General features: G+C 45.7%; 14 protein-coding genes. 1 reads left to right on the top strand and 13 read right to left on the bottom strand.

Going from position 1 to position 20,198, the window contains the following annotated elements; genetic code table 11:
- Positions 1–66 precede the first annotated feature (66 nt).
- Entirely contained in the window at positions 67–1,722 is a 1,656-nt protein-coding gene (locus BDI_RS16885) for a SusD/RagB family nutrient-binding outer membrane lipoprotein (protein WP_005859739.1), read from the bottom strand.
- 16 nt (positions 1,723–1,738) lie between these two features.
- Positions 1,739–4,771 carry a SusC/RagA family TonB-linked outer membrane protein gene (locus BDI_RS16880; protein WP_005859741.1) on the bottom strand — a complete coding sequence of 1,011 codons (3,033 nt, stop codon included), beginning with the start codon at positions 4,769–4,771 and terminating at the stop codon, positions 1,739–1,741.
- Between the two features lie 623 nt (positions 4,772–5,394).
- Here BDI_RS16880 and dgt point away from each other — a divergent pair.
- Entirely contained in the window at positions 5,395–6,720 is a 1,326-nt protein-coding gene (gene dgt / locus BDI_RS16875) for a dGTP triphosphohydrolase (RefSeq protein ID WP_041525613.1), read from the top strand.
- Positions 6,721–6,735: 15 nt separating this feature from the next.
- On the opposite strand, the gene rsgA is transcribed toward dgt, so the two are convergent.
- The 11 genes from rsgA to folP form a co-directional block, all read right to left on the bottom strand.
- The gene (gene rsgA / locus BDI_RS16870; RefSeq protein ID WP_011967293.1) at positions 6,736–7,668 is read right to left on the bottom strand and encodes a ribosome small subunit-dependent GTPase A; all 933 of its coding nucleotides are present in this window, start codon (positions 7,666–7,668) and stop codon (positions 6,736–6,738) included.
- Positions 7,669–7,763: 95 nt separating this feature from the next.
- Positions 7,764–8,327, bottom strand: coding sequence for a ribosome recycling factor (gene frr / locus BDI_RS16865; protein ID WP_005859749.1), 564 nt, complete (start codon positions 8,325–8,327; stop codon positions 7,764–7,766).
- Positions 8,328–8,454: 127 nt separating this feature from the next.
- Positions 8,455–9,621 carry an MFS transporter gene (locus BDI_RS16860; protein WP_011967292.1) on the bottom strand — a complete coding sequence of 389 codons (1,167 nt, stop codon included), beginning with the start codon at positions 9,619–9,621 and terminating at the stop codon, positions 8,455–8,457.
- A gap of 3 nt (positions 9,622–9,624) precedes the next feature.
- Positions 9,625–10,497 (bottom strand): carbohydrate kinase family protein, encoded by an 873-nt coding sequence (locus tag BDI_RS16855; RefSeq protein WP_005859753.1) that lies wholly within the window; start codon positions 10,495–10,497, stop codon positions 9,625–9,627.
- Positions 10,498–10,515: 18 nt separating this feature from the next.
- Positions 10,516–12,324, bottom strand: coding sequence for a DUF4980 domain-containing protein (locus BDI_RS16850; RefSeq protein ID WP_005859755.1), 1,809 nt, complete (start codon positions 12,322–12,324; stop codon positions 10,516–10,518).
- 128 nt (positions 12,325–12,452) lie between these two features.
- Positions 12,453–15,116 (bottom strand): substrate-binding domain-containing protein, encoded by a 2,664-nt coding sequence (locus BDI_RS16845; RefSeq protein ID WP_011967291.1) that lies wholly within the window; start codon positions 15,114–15,116, stop codon positions 12,453–12,455.
- Positions 15,117–15,226: 110 nt separating this feature from the next.
- The gene (gene pyrH, locus BDI_RS16840) at positions 15,227–15,937 is read right to left on the bottom strand and encodes a UMP kinase (RefSeq protein ID WP_005859761.1); all 711 of its coding nucleotides are present in this window, start codon (positions 15,935–15,937) and stop codon (positions 15,227–15,229) included.
- A 157-nt stretch (positions 15,938–16,094) separates the two neighbouring features.
- On the bottom strand, positions 16,095–17,297 hold the full coding sequence (locus tag BDI_RS16835; RefSeq protein ID WP_005859763.1) for an acetate/propionate family kinase: 1,203 nt from the start codon (positions 17,295–17,297) through the stop codon (positions 16,095–16,097).
- A 26-nt stretch (positions 17,298–17,323) separates the two neighbouring features.
- Positions 17,324–18,337, bottom strand: a complete 1,014-nt coding sequence (pta, locus tag BDI_RS16830; RefSeq protein ID WP_009016811.1) for a phosphate acetyltransferase — start codon at positions 18,335–18,337, stop codon at positions 17,324–17,326.
- A 127-nt stretch (positions 18,338–18,464) separates the two neighbouring features.
- Positions 18,465–19,250, bottom strand: a complete 786-nt coding sequence (gene cdaA, locus BDI_RS16825; protein ID WP_008772898.1) for a diadenylate cyclase CdaA — start codon at positions 19,248–19,250, stop codon at positions 18,465–18,467.
- A gap of 34 nt (positions 19,251–19,284) precedes the next feature.
- Positions 19,285–20,124 carry a dihydropteroate synthase gene (folP, locus tag BDI_RS16820; RefSeq protein WP_009016810.1) on the bottom strand — a complete coding sequence of 280 codons (840 nt, stop codon included), beginning with the start codon at positions 20,122–20,124 and terminating at the stop codon, positions 19,285–19,287.
- Positions 20,125–20,198: the final 74 nt, after the last annotated feature.

Genomic DNA, 20,198 nt, shown 5'->3' with positions numbered 1-20,198 from the left:
CTCTTCGCAAACTCGAAGAAGCCCTTTCATTACATATTATTTAACAATAAGACCTATTAATGCCGATTAGAAATTACCTACACCAGCTTTGTCCCACCATACATGAGTACCACCTTTATCACCAGAGATCGAACCCGTATTCTCTTGATTCAGCAGCTCGATGCCTTTCTGTAATTCCGCATTATTGGTGTTAATTTCCGTATCTGAGTAGATCAAGCGACGAACTTGTTCGTTAGTATTGATATCACCGTTACTCAAGTTTACACGATTCGGGAATAATTTAGGATAGCCTGTACGACGGTATTCAGCCCAAGCCTCACAAGACAATGGGAAGTTAGCGATCCATTTCTGAGTAATGATACGTTGCAACTTCTCCTCCTTACTAGCACCTTCGTCCCATTTAACACCTAGTGTATTCATCGCCTTTATACTATTTTCCGCCTTAACCGGGTCAACAAAGTCAATCTGTCCACTGGTTCCATTGAGATAAGCGTCTATTTCCGCATCTGAGATAGAAGTTACACCTGCAATACTGCCCTTATAAGCCAATTCGTTCTTGATAGAAATACGAATGCCCTCCTCATATAGATCTTTAGCGCTACCTCCCATGCTCCAGCCACGTAAAGCACCTTCAGCACGTAAAAAATAACCCTCAGCAACTTTCATGACAGGGAAAGCGGTCGTATAAGTGCAAATCACTTTAGAGAAATTACCCCATTGATTTGGCTTAGAAGGTAAGTTACATCCGCCGCGAACACCAAGATACTTTGTCCCCTCCTCAATTGTCGAGCCATCTTCACAAGTAACAGCCGCTTGATTCTTGGTCACATACAAAGGTAAACGAGGATCTTTGAAACCTTCCAACATCGTGATTAAGCTAGCATTCATTCCACAATCACCCCACTCAAACATACGAGTCAACTCATTGCTCAAACCTTGGTTGATCAAGATATCACGATCAGCGGAAGTCAATACGCCTCCTTGAACGGCTTCCTCCGCTTTTTGCTTCGCCAATGTAGGGTTCACCTTTACGATACGCATAGCCAAACGTAGTTTCAATTGATTAGCGACCTTCTTCCACAAAGCGATATCACCATTACACCAATAGTCAAATGCTTGCATATCCGCAACAGATGCAGTTCCCTTAAATCCAGCGATCGCTTCATCCACCAAAGTAAACAAAGCATTGTAGACACTTTCCTGAGTATCATAAGAGAAAGAAGCTCCACCCGTAGGATCTTCGATAACAGAACTATAGGCCACTGGGCCATAGGCATCCGTCAACATCTGGATCGCATAAGCTTGTACGACACGCATCATCGCTCCATAATCACTTAAGCCTTGCTCATCACAAGAAGCAATCAGACGACGGGTATTGTTGAAAATATGAAGATATACATTCTCATACATACCACCACAGAAACCACGGTTCAACGCATAATCAACATTACCGGAACCATTAAAGTTATGTGGAGTCATGAAGTAGCCGCTAAACAAATCAATATTTAGGTTGAAGCAATATTGGAACAAGTTCTGCTGCGGAGCATAGACATAAGAGAATGGCTCCTTAAATTGGGCAGAGAACGGAAGTTCATCTGGATCAACCTCATAGGGATCAGTATTTAAATTTTCAAAATTATCTGTACAGCCCATGGTCATAACACCGGTAGATACTACCAAAGCCGATACAGCGGCATATTTTAAAATTCTATTTAGTTTCATAAGATATACTCAAGATTTAGAAATTAAGTTTTAAATTCAAACCAAAGCTACGAGATGTTGGCAACGCAAACATATCCACACCTTGCCAGCCATTGCCTGTACCAGCCGCTACATCCGGATCCATAGGAGCATCTTTATAGAAGAAGAACAAATTACGTCCAATGATAGAAGCCGTCAAATTCTTATTCGCTCCAAATAAGTTACGGAACGTATAACCAAATGACAACTCACGCAAACGAACATTAGTCGCATTGTAAACATACTGAGAAGTCAAGATATTAGAGTTATAACTTGTACCTCCAGTCGTCGTGTAATATGCTTTAGGATCAAATGAAACACCATCAATCACAACTTCACCTGCATCACGAGCGGCACCCGAACGCTCTGATACGCCCCAACCATCCAAGGTAGCTTCCGTCATTGACAAGACCTTACCACCGACCTTAGCATCAATCAAGAATGACAATGTAAAATCTTTGTAATGGAACGTGTTAGTCCAACCCATGTTTACTTTTGCGTTCATATCACCGACATATACCAAATCCTTATTATCCGTACCTCCCAACTCAGGAGCGCCAGATTCAGTTTTCACCGGCTTACCATTATCGTCTCTCTTGAAATCACGAACATATAAGTCACCAAAATGACCACCTTCAGTCAAAATCACTTTCGCACCTGTACAATAGCTAGCTAATGTCCAATCTTTCAACTCATTCGATAATTCAATGATTTTATTATTATTGTAAGAGAAATTGAAATTCGTACTCCAGCTGAAATTGTCCGTAAACTGATTATACCAACCTAAGCTAACCTCAAAACCTTGGTTTTCTACGTTACCGGCATTGATATAACGGTTCTTCAAACCAGTTTCCCAAGGAGCGGTAATATTAAAATATTGATTCTTCGTATTGGTCTTATAATACGTCAAGTTTACATTGAAACGATTCTGGAAGAAAGTTCCATCAAAACCAACCTCTAAAGAGTTCGTCTTCTCTGGCTTCAACGTTCTAAAAGCAGCTTCTTCTGGCGGGTCGATAGATCCTTGGTCACCAATCGTATAACGTTTATTGGAAGCATAGATAGGCACATCGTTACCCACGATAGAATAAGAAGCACGCAATTTAAATAGGTCTACATTCTTTCCAAAGTCCAAGAATTTATCCAATAGAGCACTTACACCAACAGACGGGTAGAAAAAGGATACACCATCCGTAAACGCCAATGAAGAAGACCAGTCGTTACGAGCGCTGACATCCAAGAACAAACCTTCCTTATATCCAAACTGAGCAGTAGCGAACACAGAGTTCAAGCGTTTTTCTTTCAGAGTCTCTGTGGTTTGCATCGTATAATAGTTCTTCGGGGAGAAGATGTTCGGATAATAAGCACCCGGGGTTATCACACCGTTATTTACTTTAAACTCCTTATCACCCCAACCGATCAATTCGATGCTAGATGCGCTTGTCTTCGTAAAGCTACCACCAGCAGTAACGGACAATGAATAAGTCTCATCCCAAGTTTTATTATAACTTGCTAACGCATCGGCATATGTTTGCTCACTGAAAGTCCGGGTATCTTTCATGGTACCCAATAAATTTCGTCCCGCGGTACTAGACGCATATTCGTTCAAGATCCATTTTTCATCACCACGTTCATAACGCAAACGCCCCGTAACAGAAAGACCTTCCATGATATCATATTTAACACTACCACCAAATTCATAACGGTTACGGTCCGTGATAGGAGTCTGACGATTCAACATCCAGTAAGGATTGGAGAATTGCTCTTGTTTCGTATTCGTCCAGTTATGAACATTCACGTTACGAACCCCGTCATATACTTCATAGTTACTCTTGTAGTAATCCCAATCCTCACCTCTCGGGAACAGGTAGGCACCTGTAATCGGGTTATTCAAATAACCGGCAGAAGGCTGATTCTCGATATGCTGCTTGTTGTAGCGGGCACTTACATCCACATGTACTTTCTTCCACAAGTTAAAGCCAACCTTAGCCATTAAATTATGACTTAAATAATCATTCTCCGGCATAATACCATTCGATGAGACATTCGCGTAAGAGAAATAAGAAGAAATATTCTCCGTTCCACCAGATAAAGAGATAGAGTTATTCGTTGTATAACCCGGTTGATAGAATTTACGTGCGTAATTCGGAGATGTAGCTCCTAATTTACTTCCCCAGCTAAATGTGCCCTCGTCACTCATACCATAATTATTTTGGAATTTCGGCAAAGACATGGCTGATTCGACCGTCGTATTACTAGATACATTAATAGCGACCTTACCGGCTTGTGCGGATTTTGTCGTAATCATGATAGCACCATTGGCCGCTACCGCACCATACAAAGCAGCGGCGGAAGCACCTTTCAACAATGTAATCTGCGCGATATCATCCGGATTGATAGTAGACATAGCGTCACCACCATCACGTTCGCCGCCATAGGCCATCTTCACCTGCGAATCAGATACGCTCATCATCATAGGGACACCATCCACAACAATCAACGGTTGGTTACTACCGCTAATAGACTTATTACCACGGAATAAGATCTTAGAAGAACCACCCGCACCCGTAGAGTTCGGGGTAATCTGCAAACCAGCGCTCTTTCCTTGTAAAGAGTTGATCATATTCACATTCTTAATCTCGTTCAAGTCCTTACCGCCTACCGTTTGTGCGGAATAAGTCAAAGTCTTTGATTCACGTTTGATACCCATCGCTGTTACGACAACCTCATCCAAAGCCTCTGCGTCTGAAACCATCGTAACATCGATTTTCGTACGGCCATTCACTGGCTCCTCAATCGTTTTCATACTCAAATAAGAGAATACCAAAATAGAGTTTGCGTCAGCCTCTAAGGTATATTTTCCATCAAAATCAGTAATGGTACCGGTTGTAGTACCTTTTACTAACACGTTCACTCCTGTTAGTGGTTCATTTAGATCCTTGTCAATGACGACACCACTAATCGTTAGTTTCTGTGCATATCCTGTAACACACAGAAAAAACGCCAATAATAAGATAAATGACTTTCTCATGAAAAATCGTTTTTGATTTAAGTGATTCTACATTTGTGCTTTTTTAATTTTCATACTCTTTTTAGAGAGATCGGGCTCTCTTTTCTTTCTTTTTTAGTGCATAGGCATTTACTCTTTTTTGTTTAAAGTTATTATTATATTCATACAAAAATCTCTTTCTATTTAAAATCAAACGGTTATATTTTAAATAATAATAACAACGTAGTATCATTAGAACTAAGTCGTTTTCATGTTTTGACAGACAAATATATATATAATAACTATACATACAAGTTAAAACGTAACAAAAATCAGTATGTTCCTCACTTTTTCAGGTGTTTGCGATAACACATAGTCAAATTTTCATCATGCCTCAATAAATTAAATATGTTAATTTGATTTAGTTCTAATGAAACTAACAACAAATTTCAATTAACATAATTTTCCTTCATTATCTTCTTCCTCCTATAACATCCAATCACTATCTGACTATCATCTTGGAATAAAATTACAGCTCTATTTACAAGCTTCGAAAACAACTCAATCAGGAAATTAACCATTAACTCTAATTTCTTCCACAAATATTCAATGATTTGCACAGATTATCTCTACATTTGCGATATATATATATTAATGTATTGACTATGAACTGGACCCAGCTATTATCCGGCAAGCGTTTTGGGATGGAAGAGTATCACGAGCGGAAACATGAGAGAACTGATTTCCAACGAGATTATGACCGTTTAATTTTCTCATCCCCTTTCCGAAGACTACAAAACAAGACACAGGTATTCCCCCTGCCGGGAAGTATCTTTGTGCATAACCGACTTACACATAGTCTGGAAGTATCCTGCGTAGGACGTTCATTGGGTAATAACGTAGCGAAAGGGCTTATCCAAAAATATCCGGACGGCAGTATCAACTTCCCAGAGATAGGTTCCATCGTATCAGCCGCTTGCCTTGCCCATGATATGGGAAACCCTCCATTCGGGCATTCCGGAGAGAGAGCGATCTCCGCTTACTTCTCCGAAGGGAATGGGCGAAAACTAGAAGAGAAAGTACGGAAGGAACGGGGACGCTGGGAAGACTTCGTCCATTTTGAAGGTAACGCAAACGCCATGCGGTTGTTGACCCATCAGTTCATTGGACGCAGAAAAGGGGGATTTGCCTTAACATATAGCACATTAGCCTCTATCATCAAATATCCTTACGCATCCATCTATTCAGGAAAGAAAGGGAAATTCGGCTTTTTCCAATCGGAGGAGGGAAGTTATCTGCAAATCGCCCAAGAGCTAGGGATCGGACATAGCCCGGAAGCCCCAGACAAATTTCTTCGTTACCCGTTAGTTTATTTAGTAGAGGCGGCAGACGATATCTGCTATCAAATAATGGATATAGAAGATGCTTGCAAACTGCATATCCTGACCACCGAAGAGGCCATACAGCTATTATTGGGATTTTTCGAAGGAGAGCGGTTGGAGCATATCCGCAAGGTCATGCATATGGTAGACGATACCAATGAGCAAATCGCCTATCTGCGTTCTTGTATTATCGGGCTATTAGTGGATGAATGTTCCCGTGTCTTTTTAGAGAACGAGGAAAGCATCCTCAATGGTACCTACAGCACTCCGTTAATCAGTAACATATGCGATCAAGCCAAACAGGCTTACGCTAATTGCTCGGCTACAGCATACAAGAAAATATATAAGGCAAAAGAAGTGCTCGACATTGAATTAGCCGGTTATCATATTTTCAGCCATCTGATCGACAGCTTGACCGAGGCCGTGATGAACCAAGAGCATGCTTACAGCAAACTGCTCTTACAACGGATACCGGAGCAATACGACACAAACGCTCCTACTACATATGGCAAGATACAATGCGTACTCGATTATATCTCCGGCATGACCGATGTATATGCGCTCGATCTATACCGTAAAATCACCGGTATGAGCCTGCCGGCCGTTTGATGTTATAATAATGTGTTAGAATTCTTCCCGGTACTTGCTTTCCATGCGATCATCCAAGATACTTAGATAGCTTTTATAGCGGGACTCGCTGATTAGCCCATCGTTAACGGCCTGAATGACGGCGCAGCCCGGTTCATGACGGTGCGTGCAGTTATTGAAACGGCATTCTTCCGAGTATTTAAACAACTCCCGGAAATAATGGGAGATCTCAGCGTCCGCCATCTCGATCGTTCCAAATCCTTTGATACCCGGAGTATCGATCAAATAGCCTCCCCCGGGAAGAGGAATCATCTCGGAAAAGGTGGTCGTATGCATACCTTTGTTATGATATTCGGAGATATCACCGGTACGGAGATTCACCCCCGGCACCAGTTTATTGATAATCGTGGATTTTCCGACACCCGAATGGCCGGACAAAAGCGTAATCTTATCTTTTAGATCCGCTTTCAAGGCATCCAAACCTTCCTCGGTCCGGGCACATAGCGTCGAACAGGGATAGCCAATCGAGGTATACAACTCGATTAAACACTCCAACGCCCTTTGATCCTCATTATTATAACGATCAATCTTATTGAAAACTAATTTAACGGGGACACGATAAGCCTCGGCTGTCGCCAAGAAGCGATCGATAAATATCGTTGTTGTTATAGGATAATTCACTGTAACGATCAGCATCGCCTGATCCAAATTCGCGGCGATAATATGCGATTGCTTCGATAAGTTAGAGGCACGACGGATGATATAATTCTTACGCTCCTCGATCTCTGTAATAAAAGCGGTTCCTTCTTTATTAATATCGATTACGACACGGTCTCCTACCGCGACCGGATTGGTACTCTTTATGTCTTTCAGACGAAAGTTACCCTTGATCTTACTCTCTATATCTCGCCCGTCTTCCGTACGGACCGTATACCAACTACCTGTGTTTTTTATTACCAGTCCCCTCATGAGAATTGAAAATTGAGAATTGAAAATTGAGAATTGGAATAAGGACTCAATGGGGTTCCTTAATTCTCAATTCTCAAGTTTCAACTTTCAATTATTTAAACGGTCATTACTTCTTTTTCTTTAGCGGCGTAAAGCTCATCGATCTTTTTGATAAACTTATCATGGATTTTCTGAACCTCTGCCTCGGCGTCTTTCTCTACGTCCTCGGGAACCCCATCAGACTTGATGCTTTTCTTCAAAGCCTCAATAGCGTCACGACGAGCGTTACGAACGCTGATCTTCGCATTCTCCGCCTCCTGCTTACATTGTTTCACCAATTGACGGCGACGCTCCTCAGTCAACGGAGGAATACCTAAGCGGATCACCTCACCGTTATTCTCCGGCGTGATACCTAACTCAGAATCCAGAATACCTTTCTCAATATCGCGGATGATCTTCTTCTCCCACGGAGTGATCATGATAGTCCGTGCGTCTGGAACCGTCACCGTAGCCACGTTAGTAAGAGGAACAGGCGCCCCATAATACATTACCTTCACACAATCGAGGATTTTCGGATTAGCCTTACCAGCCCGAATGTGAGACAATTGCTCGTCCAGATACTCAATGGCGAACGTCATCTTCTCTTCCCCTGCTTTGATCAATTGTTTCGTATCTATCATAAATATACGTTTTTTGTTTGCGAATCTTTTAATTAACAAAAGTAATAAAGATTTCCAACTTCGCAAACATATAATTAAAATACTCCCTAACAAAAGATTTATAGTACCGTATAAAAGCTTATCACCTTCACTGTTTACTTAACTTAGACGTAAAGAATAGTAAGTAGGCTACACCCACGCACAACACCAGCACCGCTCCTACTTGAGAAGCCAACATATCGGATGCCACGCCCATAAAGATCGGGAAGATCGTGCCGCCAAACAGTCCCATAATCATCAAACCGGACACCTCATTCTGCTTATTCGGCATAGAAAGCAGGGCTTGGGCAAAAATAATGGAGAAGACGTTCGAGTTTCCAAAGCCGATCAAGGCGATACAAGCATAGATGATCTCTTTCGAATGAAATAGCAGCAAACCGATCATCGCCAATAACATCAAGAAAACACTAAAGGCAAAGAATCCTTTCGGAGAGACTTTTCGCAAGATAAAAGCCCCGGAGAAGCATCCCGCCGTACGGAAGATGAAATACAGGCTCGTGGCGAAGCCTGCGTCGGCCAATGTCATGCCTAGACGTTCCATCAAGATCTTCGGGGCGGTCGTATTCGTCCCTACATCGATCCCCACATGGCACATGATACCGATAAAGCAAAGCAGGATAAAAGGCTTGCCCAGCAAAGCCAGACATTCGCCAAAGGTGGAGGGCCGCCCCTCCTCTTTGGTCTCATGGATAGTGGTAGCTCCCAATAGCAGGATAGCGATCACGGCGATCACCATATAGACCGGAAACAAGACACGCCAACCGAGTCCCATCGACGGTATCGCTTGGGTAGCTCCCCACATAGCGATATAAGGCGCCAAGAAGGAGGCGATCGCCTTCACGAACTGACCGAATGTCAAAGAACTAGCTAGTTTATCCCCGCTTACGATATTCGATAATAACGGGTTCAAGGAAGTCTGCATCAAAGCGTTGCCGATACCCAACAGGGAGAAGGATATCAACATGACCATATATGCGTCGTCGAAGATCGGGATCATTAGCGAAAGAAACGTTACGATCAAGCTCAATAACACGGTCTTCTTCCGCCCGATACGGTTCATCAACATCCCCGTCGGGACGGAGAAGATCAAGAACCAGAAGAACACGAGCGACGGGAAGATATTCGCCTCCGAATCACTCAAGCCTAAATCCGCTTTCAGGTAATTAGAGGCGATTCCCACTAAGTCCACGAATCCCATGGCGAAGAACGCCAACATCACGGGAATCAATTTCAAGGATGAAGTCTTCTCGCTCATGGCTTATAAATCTTTAGGGTAAGCAGGCCATGCGCCACTCTGCGTACAAACATAAGCGGCTACTTTTACCGCTTTCTCATGTGCCTCACGTAAAGGTTTTCCGGTTAAGATCGATGAAATAAACGCCCCGGAGAAAGAATCGCCGGCGCCTACCGTATCTACCACCTGTACCTTCGGGGTAGGAATCGTAGAGACCTCCTCCTCGGAAAAGATCGTACTATACTCCGCCCCGGCCGTAAGTACCAAATAGCGCAAACCATATTTCTTCATGAACCAGCGACACATATCCTCTATCGTGCCTTCCAGACCAAACATCGGGCGAAGCATTTCCAATTCCTCATCATTGATCTTGAATACGTTCGCCAATTCGAGCAACGATTCGATCAATTCCTTCGAGTAGAAATGCTGGCGGATATTGATATCGAAGAAGCGCAAGGCATGACTAGGCATATAAGAAAGTAAGGTACGAAGCGTCTCACGAGATTCCGCAGCACGTTGCGCCAATGTTCCGAAGCATACGGCGTCCGCACGTTTCATCAGGTCGATAGACGCTTGGGTAAGCGGGATATGATCCCATGCCACACCTTCGATGATCGTATAGGAAGGGATGCCGTTCTTTAGCTCTACCATCACGCTTCCGGTCGGATATTCCACCGTACTGATATAATTACTATCGATACCGTTCTTATCCAATTCCTGAATAATCTCGGTTCCGAACACGTCGTTGCCCACGGCACTGATCGCATAACCTTCCGCTCCTAATTGGGTAGCGTGATACACAAAATTGATCGGCGCTCCACCGGCTTTCTTCACGTCCGGGAAGACATCCCACAATAATTCACCAATGCCTACTACTACAGGTTTACTCTTTTCCATGATATATTTTGTTTTTAATTATTTGAAGGGATAAATGGTTAATGACGTAACCGTGAACGCTCCTCCCTTGGCATGAAAGCTAATGCGATTATACGGTTCTTCCGGGAAGACTAGGTTGGTCATGACAAACTCCCCATTCCCGTCGAAAGCCTCTATGCTGGATTTATCTACCAGCAAACGCAAGGTATATTCCTTAGCGGCGGAGATCGGGGCCGAGGTAGCCGTGGCGAATGTCTTGCTGAAATCCGTGATCCCGCTGTTACGGCGATCCATCGTGAACGTATTATCCAGAAGATTATAACGCATCTCCACCTCCTCGCCTTTCGAGTTAAACAGCTGGAAGCTCATGATATCGGCCCCGTTGTTCTTAAACTTGATCTCGATCTCATAGGTTCCCGTCGGATCGGGAAGTACCGGATTGACCTCATGGGAGCGGTCCACCTTGAAGGAACCTTTCTTCTGGGCTTTCCCTCTCAACTTCAACACCTCGGGAGACGGGGTGCTGCTCAAGTACGTCTGCCCGTTTTTCGTATAAAGAACCAAGTCGCGAGGAACCGAATTCGCACTCCGGTATTGCAAGGTCGGCACGTTATTCGCGTATTCCCAATTGCTCATCCAAGCCAAGGCGATCTTCCGGTCCTCCGGGGCGTTACTCCAAGTTACCGTAGCGTAATGATCCTTGCCGTAATCCATCCATTTGGTCAAGGCCGGGGATTCATTCACGAACTGTTTCCCATCGAACGCACCTACGAAATATTGGGTAGCGGAGCCGCCAAACGGACCACCGGGGTTGATATTACAGATCAAGACCCACTTCTTCAATTCCGTGCCCTTCACCGGAAGCTCGATCAAGTCCGGGCATTCCCAAACGCCCGCATGCGCTCCTTGTCCTTCCCCGAAACTGCTCTCATACGTCCAGTCCTTCAAATTGGGAGAAGAATAGAGTTGCATCTCCTGCCCTACGGCGAGTACCATGATCCATTTATTGGATTCCTTATGCCAGAAGACTTTCGGGTCACGGAAATCACGTTGCGTAGAAGTAAGGATCGGATTCCGGTCATATTTCTTGAACGTTCGGCCGTTGTCCAAGCTATAGGCCATACTCTGCACTTGCCGGTCGCTGGCCGAGGTATAGAAAGCCACGATAGCGCCAGCGCCAAACCCCGCGGTATTATCCTTATCCACCACACAGCTACCGCTGAAGATCGTACCCAAGGCATCCGGGGCGATCGCCACCGGTTGATGCTCCCAATGAATCAAGTCCTTGCTGATCGCATGCCCCCAGTGCATATTCCCCCACATCGAGCCATACGGATTGTATTGATAGAACAAATGATACTCACCATCCTTGTACACCATGCCGTTCGGATCATTCATCCATCCCCAAGCCGGCGAGAAATGATAGGCCGGACGGAATTTCTCCCGGTTAGACGAATCAAACTGATCGGATAGCTTCATCTCTTTCCAGCAAAGAGCCGATTCCGGGGCAAGCTGGAAGTTGAAGGAGATATGCTTATCCGCATACCCCGAGAGATCTACCGGAACGAAATAATCCACCTTATTCACCGCCAAACGAACATTGAAAGTCCGTACCACGTCATTATCGACAATCATATACAACTTGGATTCCGGCGAGGACTCCTCGACCGGAAGCAACAAATATTTGGCTCGCGCATCCACACGGACAATGCTTTGCCCTTCGCCCAGATGCTTTATATCTATAGTACGTTCTGCCGCATATCCGGCCAACGGATCGACCGCGCTCAATAAAATGATACCGACAGCCATACATAAACTCTTCAGAAGTCTCTTTGTTTGTTGTTTCATAAACGAACGGATTAAAGGATAATATTGTTTGATTCTCCGCCAAAATTAATAGGATTCTTCCGGATAGAAAAACACTTATCCCTTAAAGGTGAGGAGATATGACATTTGTGATAAAGATCGTACAAATGTTATTGATACTCGGTAGGCGTAACCCCGTAGACCGCCTTGAAGCATTTGGAGAAGTAAGCGGGTGAGGAGAAACCGGTTCGGTAAGCGACCTCGCTCACCGTGTACGCGTTCTGCCTCAACAACTGGGTCGCCTTATTCAAGCGATAGGTACGCAAGAACTCGACGGGTGCGGTTCCGGTAAGCTCCTTGATCTTCCGGTGAAGGTGCCCCCGGGATAATCCCAAGGTCTCGCTTAGTTTCTCCACATTATATTCGGGGTCCGCGTAAACGGCCTCGATCTGTTCCGCGAACTTACGCAGAAAGGCGTCATCGATGCTCTCCACCTTCTCCGGCTCGGACAGAAGGAGCTTATTATCCCGCAACTTCTCCAACAAACGTTCCCGTAACTTCTGGCGCTCTTGCAATAGGTGGATAATCTTGATCTTCACGTAATCCGTATGGAAAGGCTTCTGTATATAATCGTCCGCTCCGCCGGTAATCCCGAAAATCCGTTGGCGCTCATCGGTCAAGGCGGTCAATAAGATCACCGGGATATGGCTAAAGGGAAGTTGCGACTTGATCATCCGGCAAAGTTCGAAACCATTCATCTCCGGCATCATCACATCGCTTACTACCAATGATATCTCCTCCTCTTCCAATACCCGCAAGGCATCTTTCCCGTTCGCGGCCGTCCGGGTCTTGAAATGAGGGCTAAGCTCACGTTCCAAAAAGCAGCGAACCTCATCGTCATCCTCGGTGATAAGTATCGTATAAGGATAGGTTTTGGAAAGCATCTTATGGGTTTCCGAATCGTCCAACCGGGAGGCTTCGTAGGCTTGATGGGATACGGACGTTTCCATCAGGTCGCTATCCTCGAAATGCGCCTTTCCTTTCCGCAGACAAACCGTAAAGGTAGTCCTTTGTCCCGGCTCGCTCTCCACACGGATCTCCCCTCCGTGCATATGTATATATTCCTTTACCAAATGTAATCCGATCCCAGTTCCCATCGACCGATCCTCCGTATAGAAACGGTCAAACAAATGCGGAAGGTTACCGGGTTGGATACCACTTCCCGTATCGATAACCTGTATAAAAACCCGATCCTCCTCTTCTGTCAGCTCTATCCGCACGCTACCTCCCTCCGGCGTAAACTTAAAGGCGTTCGAGAGAAGATTGACAAATACCTTCTCCAACAGGTCCGGATCGATCCATAGCGTACATTGTTTTATCGAAGAAGTGAACGTATAGGCGATCGCACGTACCGAGGCCATACTGTCAAAATAAGATTTGATCTCGCCAACGAAAGGGACCAAATCGATTTCCCGTACCGCTAGTTTCTCTTGCTTGCCTTCCACCTTCCGGAAGTCCAAGATCTGATTGATCACACGCAACAAACGGTTGGCGTTCTTCTGGATCAACCCGAGATCCGAGGCGTAAGGAGATTCCCGCAAGGAGATTATCAGGCGATCCAAAGGAGCGAGAATCAAGGTCAAGGGCGTACGTACTTCGTGAGAGACATTCGTAAAGAATTGGAGTTTCTGCGCCGTCACCTCTTTCATCTCCGCGTTCAAGGAGATTAGCTTACGATTCGCCTGCCTCATCTTCCGGTTTATGTAAAAGGCGTAAATGGAAAGGGCGATAAAACCGATCATCAATAAGGAGATCACCCCTAAAGAGTTTCGCAGGAAATAAAACCGGTCGGACAAACCGTCGATGCGGGAACGCTGCGCCTCGATACGTTGCCTATATTTCTGGAGTTGGTCCGCTTGCAACAATAAGGTGCGGGCAGACTGATGATCTACCGGAGCCGTACGAAGAGGGATAAACTTATCCACCGGCTCCCCTTGAATGATACGCATAGCCGTGCGAATCACTTGCTCCCCTCCTGTCGGATAGAGGAAAGAGGCATTGATCCGTCCATCTTCCACGGCTTCCAGACCGGCACCCGCCACGGCATCAACGCCGATAATCCGCAACTCCCGTCCTCGGATGGAATCCCATGCCATAAAGTATTCCCGGGCGGCTATGGCCATCATGTCGTTATGGGCGTAAACGAAATCTATCTGCTCGGGATGCTCTAACTTCCGAAGCTCCATCCGGGCGGTATCGACCAGCCATTGTCCTTCTATCTTACGGAAAGAAAGATCCTCCCTTTCTCGCAAGGCATCGACAAAACCTTTATGTCGCTCTTGCGCCGGGGAGGTTTGCGTGAGTCCCCATATCTCTAAGATAATAGCGTTCGGGGGAAGATAATTGGCGGCGTAATTGCCTGCCGCTAGTCCGATCTCATAATTGTTCGCCCCGACAAAAGAGGTGTATTGATCGGTATTTACCTTGCGATCTGTAATGATCGTCGGGATTCCGGCACGGTACGCTTCCTCGGCAACTGCCGTGATCGGCTCGGATTGGTAAGGGGAGATGATCAAGACATCCACCTTTTGGCGGATCAAGTCTCGTATTTGTTGTATTTGTGTCTCGTTATTGTTTTGCGCGTCCTTTATAATAATTTCCACGTCATCATAGTTGGAGGCTTCGATACGCATATCGTTAATCATGGCTTGCCGCCAAGCATCGTCCAGCATACATTGGGAGAGGCCGATAACGTGCTTCTTCTGTTTCCCCGAGCTTGTGCAGCCACACAAGACGATCAAGGTTAACCATACTAGTAAAAAGGGATGCTTCATATACAAGAATAAAGGTCTAACGTATTTGCCACAGGGCTGGCACAACCTTGCCATGCCTGTGGCACGACAGTACCACCAGCATGGCACTGCCGTGTCATCGGTTAATGGCACTAATTATGCACCAGTGTCCCGATATTCTCTCCGCTCATCACTTTCTTCAAGTTGCCGTTGGTATCCATATCGAATACGATGATCGGGAGGTTGTTCTCTTTACACATCGTGGTAGCGGTCAAGTCCATTACCTTCAGGCCCCGGGTATAGATCTCATCATACGTAATATCGGAGAACTTGGTAGCCGTAGGATCTTTCTCCGGATCAGCGGTGTAAATACCGTCCACACGGGTACCTTTCAGCATGACATCCGCCTCGATCTCGATACCTCTCAAGGAAGATCCGGTATCCGTAGTAAAGAACGGATTACCCGTACCGCCGGACATGATGACCACGTTACCTTGTTCCAGCAACTCGATCGCACGCCATTTATTATAGAACTCGCCGATCGGTTCCATACGGATAGCGGTCAAAACCTTCGCATTCACGCCTTGAGCGACCAATGCGGAGCTAAGCGCCAAGCTATTGATTACCGTCGCCAGCATACCCATTTGGTCTCCTTTTACCCGATCGAAACCTTTGGAAGCGCCACTCAATCCACGGAAAATATTACCGCCACCAATCACGATACCGATCTGTACGCCCATCTCGGCGATCTCCTTGATCTGTGCCGCATATTCATTCAAGCGGACCTCATCGATCCCATATTGTTTACCACCCATCAGCGACTCCCCGCTTAATTTTAATAAGATACGTTTGTATTGAGCCATGTTTTGTATATATTTAATATGTAATTCCGCAAAAGTAACGAATAATCCGATATTCGCATAAAAAAGATCGCCCCAACCGGTGTCGGGGCGATCTAAACACTAACCCCGTGTTTTGTAAGCTGCGAGGATTAGCTAAAATTATATGAAACGTTACTGGTTATTTTTTATCTAAGATCTCCAAGGTATCGGCAGCGATCATGAATTCCTCATCCGTAGGAACGACGATGATAGTCACCTTACTGTCCGGAGTGCTGATTACCATCTCCTCGCCACGCATGCCCTCGTTCTTCTCTACATCGATCTTCATGCCCATGTATTCCATGTTCTCACAAACCGCACGACGGGTCGCCCATTGGTTCTCGCCGACACCACCGGTCCAAACCAAGATATCACAACCACCCATAGCGGCGGCATAAGCGCCTATATATTTCTTGATGCGGTAGTTATATACGTTCAAGGTCATGATCGCACGCGGATTTCCGGCAGCTACGGCAGCCTCGATCTCACGCATATCGGAAGAGATTCCGGAAAGACCGGCAACACCACTTCTCTTATTGATCAAGTCGGAAAGGCCGGCACCATCCATGCCTTCCTTATCCATGATGAAAGACAAAGCACCCGCATCCACGTCGCCGCAACGAGTACCCATCAACAGACCCTCAACCGGAGTCAAGCCCATGGAAGTATCCACGCTCTTACCATTCTTGATAGCGGTGATAGAACCACCGTTACCTACGTGAGCCGTGATAATCTTCTGATCCTCATAAGGAACACCTAAGATCTCGCAAGCACGACGGGATACATATCGATGACTGGTTCCGTGGAAGCCATAACGACGTACGCCATATTTCTTGTACATCTCGTAAGGCAAACCATACATATACGCATAATCCGGCATGGTCTGATGGAAAGCCGTATCAAACACCGCTACTTGAGGAATACCCGGGATCAAAGCCTCCATCGCCCGAACACCCTTCAAGTTAGCCGGGTTATGAAGCGGAGCCAAATCAGAGCACTCGATTACCTTATTGATTACATCCTGATTGATCAATACACTGGAAGCGAACTCCTCGCCACCATGTACCACGCGATGGCCCACGGCATCAATCTCCTTATAGTCCTTGATGCAGCCATAAGTAGCGTCGGTCAACACGCTCAGGATAAACTCGATGCCTTCTTGATGGCCGGGGATCTCTCTCTCGATAACCACCTTCTTGCCATCCTTGTCCGTCAATTTCAAGAACGCGCCCGGCAAACCGATTTTCTCGATACCGCCTTGAGCCATAACCTCACCGGAGGTCATATCGAATAACTTATATTTGATAGAACTACTACCGCAGTTCAATACTAGAATCTTCATATTATTAAGTCGTTAGGATTATTATATTATTTTGCGGATTTCAAACCGATGGATTGATTACAAGCGATCGCTACCATCTTATAAATATCGTCTACGGAGCAACCGCGAGACAAGTCGTTCACCGGAGCAGCCATACCTTGAAGGATCGGACCGACAGCCTCAGCGCCACCCAAACGTTGAACCAGCTTATAAGCGATATTACCCACCTCCAAAGTCGGGAATACCAAAACATTCGCTTTACCGGCGATCTCGCTACCCGGAGCTTTCTTGCTACCTACAGCCTCAACCAAAGCCGCATCGGCCTGCAACTCTCCGTCGATCTTCAAATCCGGAGCCATCTCCTTAGCCAAACGAGTAGCCTCCACTACCTTATCTACCATCTCGTGAGAAGCGCTACCCTTCGTAGAGAAGCTCAACATAGCCACACGAGGCTCAACGCCTACGATATTACGAGCCGTAGCGGCGGTAGCGACAGCGATGCTAGCCAACTCTTCCGCGTTCGGGTTTGGCATAACCGCACAATCGGCAAATACCAAAATACCATCATCCCCATATTGAGGAGTCTTCGTGAACATAAGGAACGCACCGGAAACACACTTCATGCCCGGAGCCGTCTTGATAATTTGCAAAGCAGGACGCAATACATTACCCGTCGTATTCTCAGCACCGGCGATCTCACCGTCAGCGTCACCCGCCTTGATCATCAAACAAGCCAAGAACAAAGGATCTTCAACTAGAACCGCAGCCTTCTCGGGAGTCATACCCTTCTTTTGGCGAAGTTGGAAAAGCAAGTCTGCATACGCGGCTTTCTTCTCGTGATTTTTCGGATCGACAAGAGTTGCCTCACCGATGTGGTTCAGTCCGAAACCAGCCGCCAACTCCTTGATCTCAGCGGGGTTTCCAATTAAGATAATGTCTGCTACACCGTCGGCCAGTAATTGGTCGGCAGCTTTAAGAGTTCTTTCCTCGGTACCTTCGGGAAGAACAATACGCTGCTTGTCAGCTTTAGCGCGCGCAATAATGTCTTGCATTAAATCCATAGCGGAAGATATTTTATATTATTTAATAATTGTACTCGTAATCCGGCTACAAAATTAGGCATAATGCAATATAGAGTTTACAAAATAGGCAAAAGAATTACAGGTAGAGATACCAGTTTCAGATCTTTTAACAGTAATTCGTCACTTCCCGCTCCCCGGAGAGTATTTGTTGCAGTTCTTCCGCTGTCACATTCACACTTAACTTACCTTTATGGGCCACGGAGATCTTTCCTCTCTCCTCCGAGACAATAATAACCAGCGCATCTGTCTCCAATGACATCCCCAACCCGGAACGATGGCGCAATCCCATATCCTTGGGAAGGGTAGCGTTCTGGGCGACCGGCAAGATACAACCGGCCGCCTTGATCCGGTTATCGGCTATGATCATGGCACCATCATGCAACGGGCTGTTCTTAAAGAATATATTCTCGATCAAGCGGGCATTTACATCGGCGTTGAACATCTCGCCCGTATGCTCATAGATAGTCAAGTCCATATCTTGCTGGATCACGATCAAGGCACCCGTCTTTTTCCGGGCCATATTCATACAGGCCAAGACAACAGGGGCGACAAACTTCCCTTCTTTCTCCGGATCGCCTCCTCGCTTGGAAAAAAGTTTCCCTAGGAATTTCCAGCCCCGGTGCGAACCTAACGCCAACAGGAAACGGCGGATCTCGTCTTGGAAGAGGATTACCAAAACCACGAAACCTACGCTAATAAACTTATCCAAGATGGCCCCCATCAACCGCATCTCCAATACCTGCGAGATCAAGATCCATACGACGATGAATGATACGACTCCACTGAATATAGCCAATGTGCCCGAGCTTTTCATCAACTTATAGGTCTGGTACAGGAAGAAAGCCACCAGCAATACGTCAATCAAGTCTTTTATACCGAAATGCATCCACATAGTTAATTGAGAATTGAAAGTTGAAAATTGAAAATTATTTGTTGGTCATTTGACCTATGACGCGAATGGCTTCCACTGCTTCCCGCACATCATGTACACGAAGGATATTAGCGCCGTTCAAGAGAGCGTACGTATTCAATACAGTCGTTCCGTTCAAGCTATCCGCAGGGGTTCCACCCAGTAATTTATAAATCATGCTTTTACGGGAGACTCCAACTAATAAAGGCAACTCAAAAATAGAGAACTCCTTTAAATGGCTCATCAATTGGTAATTCTGCTCCAACGTCTTACTAAAGCCAAAGCCGGGATCGAGGATGATATCATTCACCCCTAAAAGCCGAAGCTGGCGTACCTTCCGGGAAAAGTACAGCATGATCTCCTCCATCATATCCGGGTAATCAGTATGCCTCTGCATAGTTTGAGGGGTTCCACGCATATGCATCATGATATAAGGCACCTTCAAATCCGCTACCGTTTGGAACATATCCGCATCCAACTCACCGCCGGAGATATCGTTAATGACAGCCACTCCATATTCCTCTACGCAACGACGGGCAATCCCCGCACGAAACGTATCTACGGACACCGGGATATCCGGGTAATGCTTATTTAATATATGTAAGGCAAACTCCAAACGGCGCATCTCTTCCTCCGGGGTAACCTCAGCGGCATCCGGACGGGATGAATAACCACCGATATCGATCCAATCCCCTCCCTCCGATAAGATTTCCCGGATACGGTCCTCGATAGCGGTCTCGGTCTGTTTGCGGCTGCCCGCATAAAAAGAATCAGGGGTAATATTCAAGATTCCCATCACCAACGGTGTCGCTAAAGAAGTAAGTGTCCCTCTAATATTGAGCATTTTATCTAACATGATCTTTCCTTATTTCCAGCAAAGATACAGGTTTCTCTCTTAAAATCTCCTTCTAGATTCTTCATTCTTTATTT

Source organism: Parabacteroides distasonis ATCC 8503, assembly GCF_000012845.1.
GTDB classification, from domain to species: Bacteria; Bacteroidota; Bacteroidia; order Bacteroidales; family Tannerellaceae; genus Parabacteroides; species Parabacteroides distasonis.
Note: the sequence above shows the minus strand (reverse complement) of the source record. Positions and strands in the feature narration are given on the sequence as shown.

Coding starts and splice junctions, on each gene's coding strand:
- BDI_RS16885 (WP_005859739.1), bottom strand. CDS start 1,722: ATGAAACTAAATAGAATTTTAAAATATGCCGCTGTATCGGCTTTGGTA.
- BDI_RS16880 (WP_005859741.1), bottom strand. CDS start 4,771: ATGAGAAAGTCATTTATCTTATTATTGGCGTTTTTTCTGTGTGTTACA.
- dgt (WP_041525613.1), top strand. CDS start 5,395: ATGAACTGGACCCAGCTATTATCCGGCAAGCGTTTTGGGATGGAAGAG.
- rsgA (WP_011967293.1), bottom strand. CDS start 7,668: ATGAGGGGACTGGTAATAAAAAACACAGGTAGTTGGTATACGGTCCGT.
- frr (WP_005859749.1), bottom strand. CDS start 8,327: ATGATAGATACGAAACAATTGATCAAAGCAGGGGAAGAGAAGATGACG.
- BDI_RS16860 (WP_011967292.1), bottom strand. CDS start 9,621: ATGAGCGAGAAGACTTCATCCTTGAAATTGATTCCCGTGATGTTGGCG.
- BDI_RS16855 (WP_005859753.1), bottom strand. CDS start 10,497: ATGGAAAAGAGTAAACCTGTAGTAGTAGGCATTGGTGAATTATTGTGG.
- BDI_RS16850 (WP_005859755.1), bottom strand. CDS start 12,324: ATGAAACAACAAACAAAGAGACTTCTGAAGAGTTTATGTATGGCTGTC.
- BDI_RS16845 (WP_011967291.1), bottom strand. CDS start 15,116: ATGAAGCATCCCTTTTTACTAGTATGGTTAACCTTGATCGTCTTGTGT.
- pyrH (WP_005859761.1), bottom strand. CDS start 15,937: ATGGCTCAATACAAACGTATCTTATTAAAATTAAGCGGGGAGTCGCTG.
- BDI_RS16835 (WP_005859763.1), bottom strand. CDS start 17,297: ATGAAGATTCTAGTATTGAACTGCGGTAGTAGTTCTATCAAATATAAG.
- pta (WP_009016811.1), bottom strand. CDS start 18,337: ATGGATTTAATGCAAGACATTATTGCGCGCGCTAAAGCTGACAAGCAG.
- cdaA (WP_008772898.1), bottom strand. CDS start 19,250: ATGTGGATGCATTTCGGTATAAAAGACTTGATTGACGTATTGCTGGTG.
- folP (WP_009016810.1), bottom strand. CDS start 20,124: ATGTTAGATAAAATGCTCAATATTAGAGGGACACTTACTTCTTTAGCG.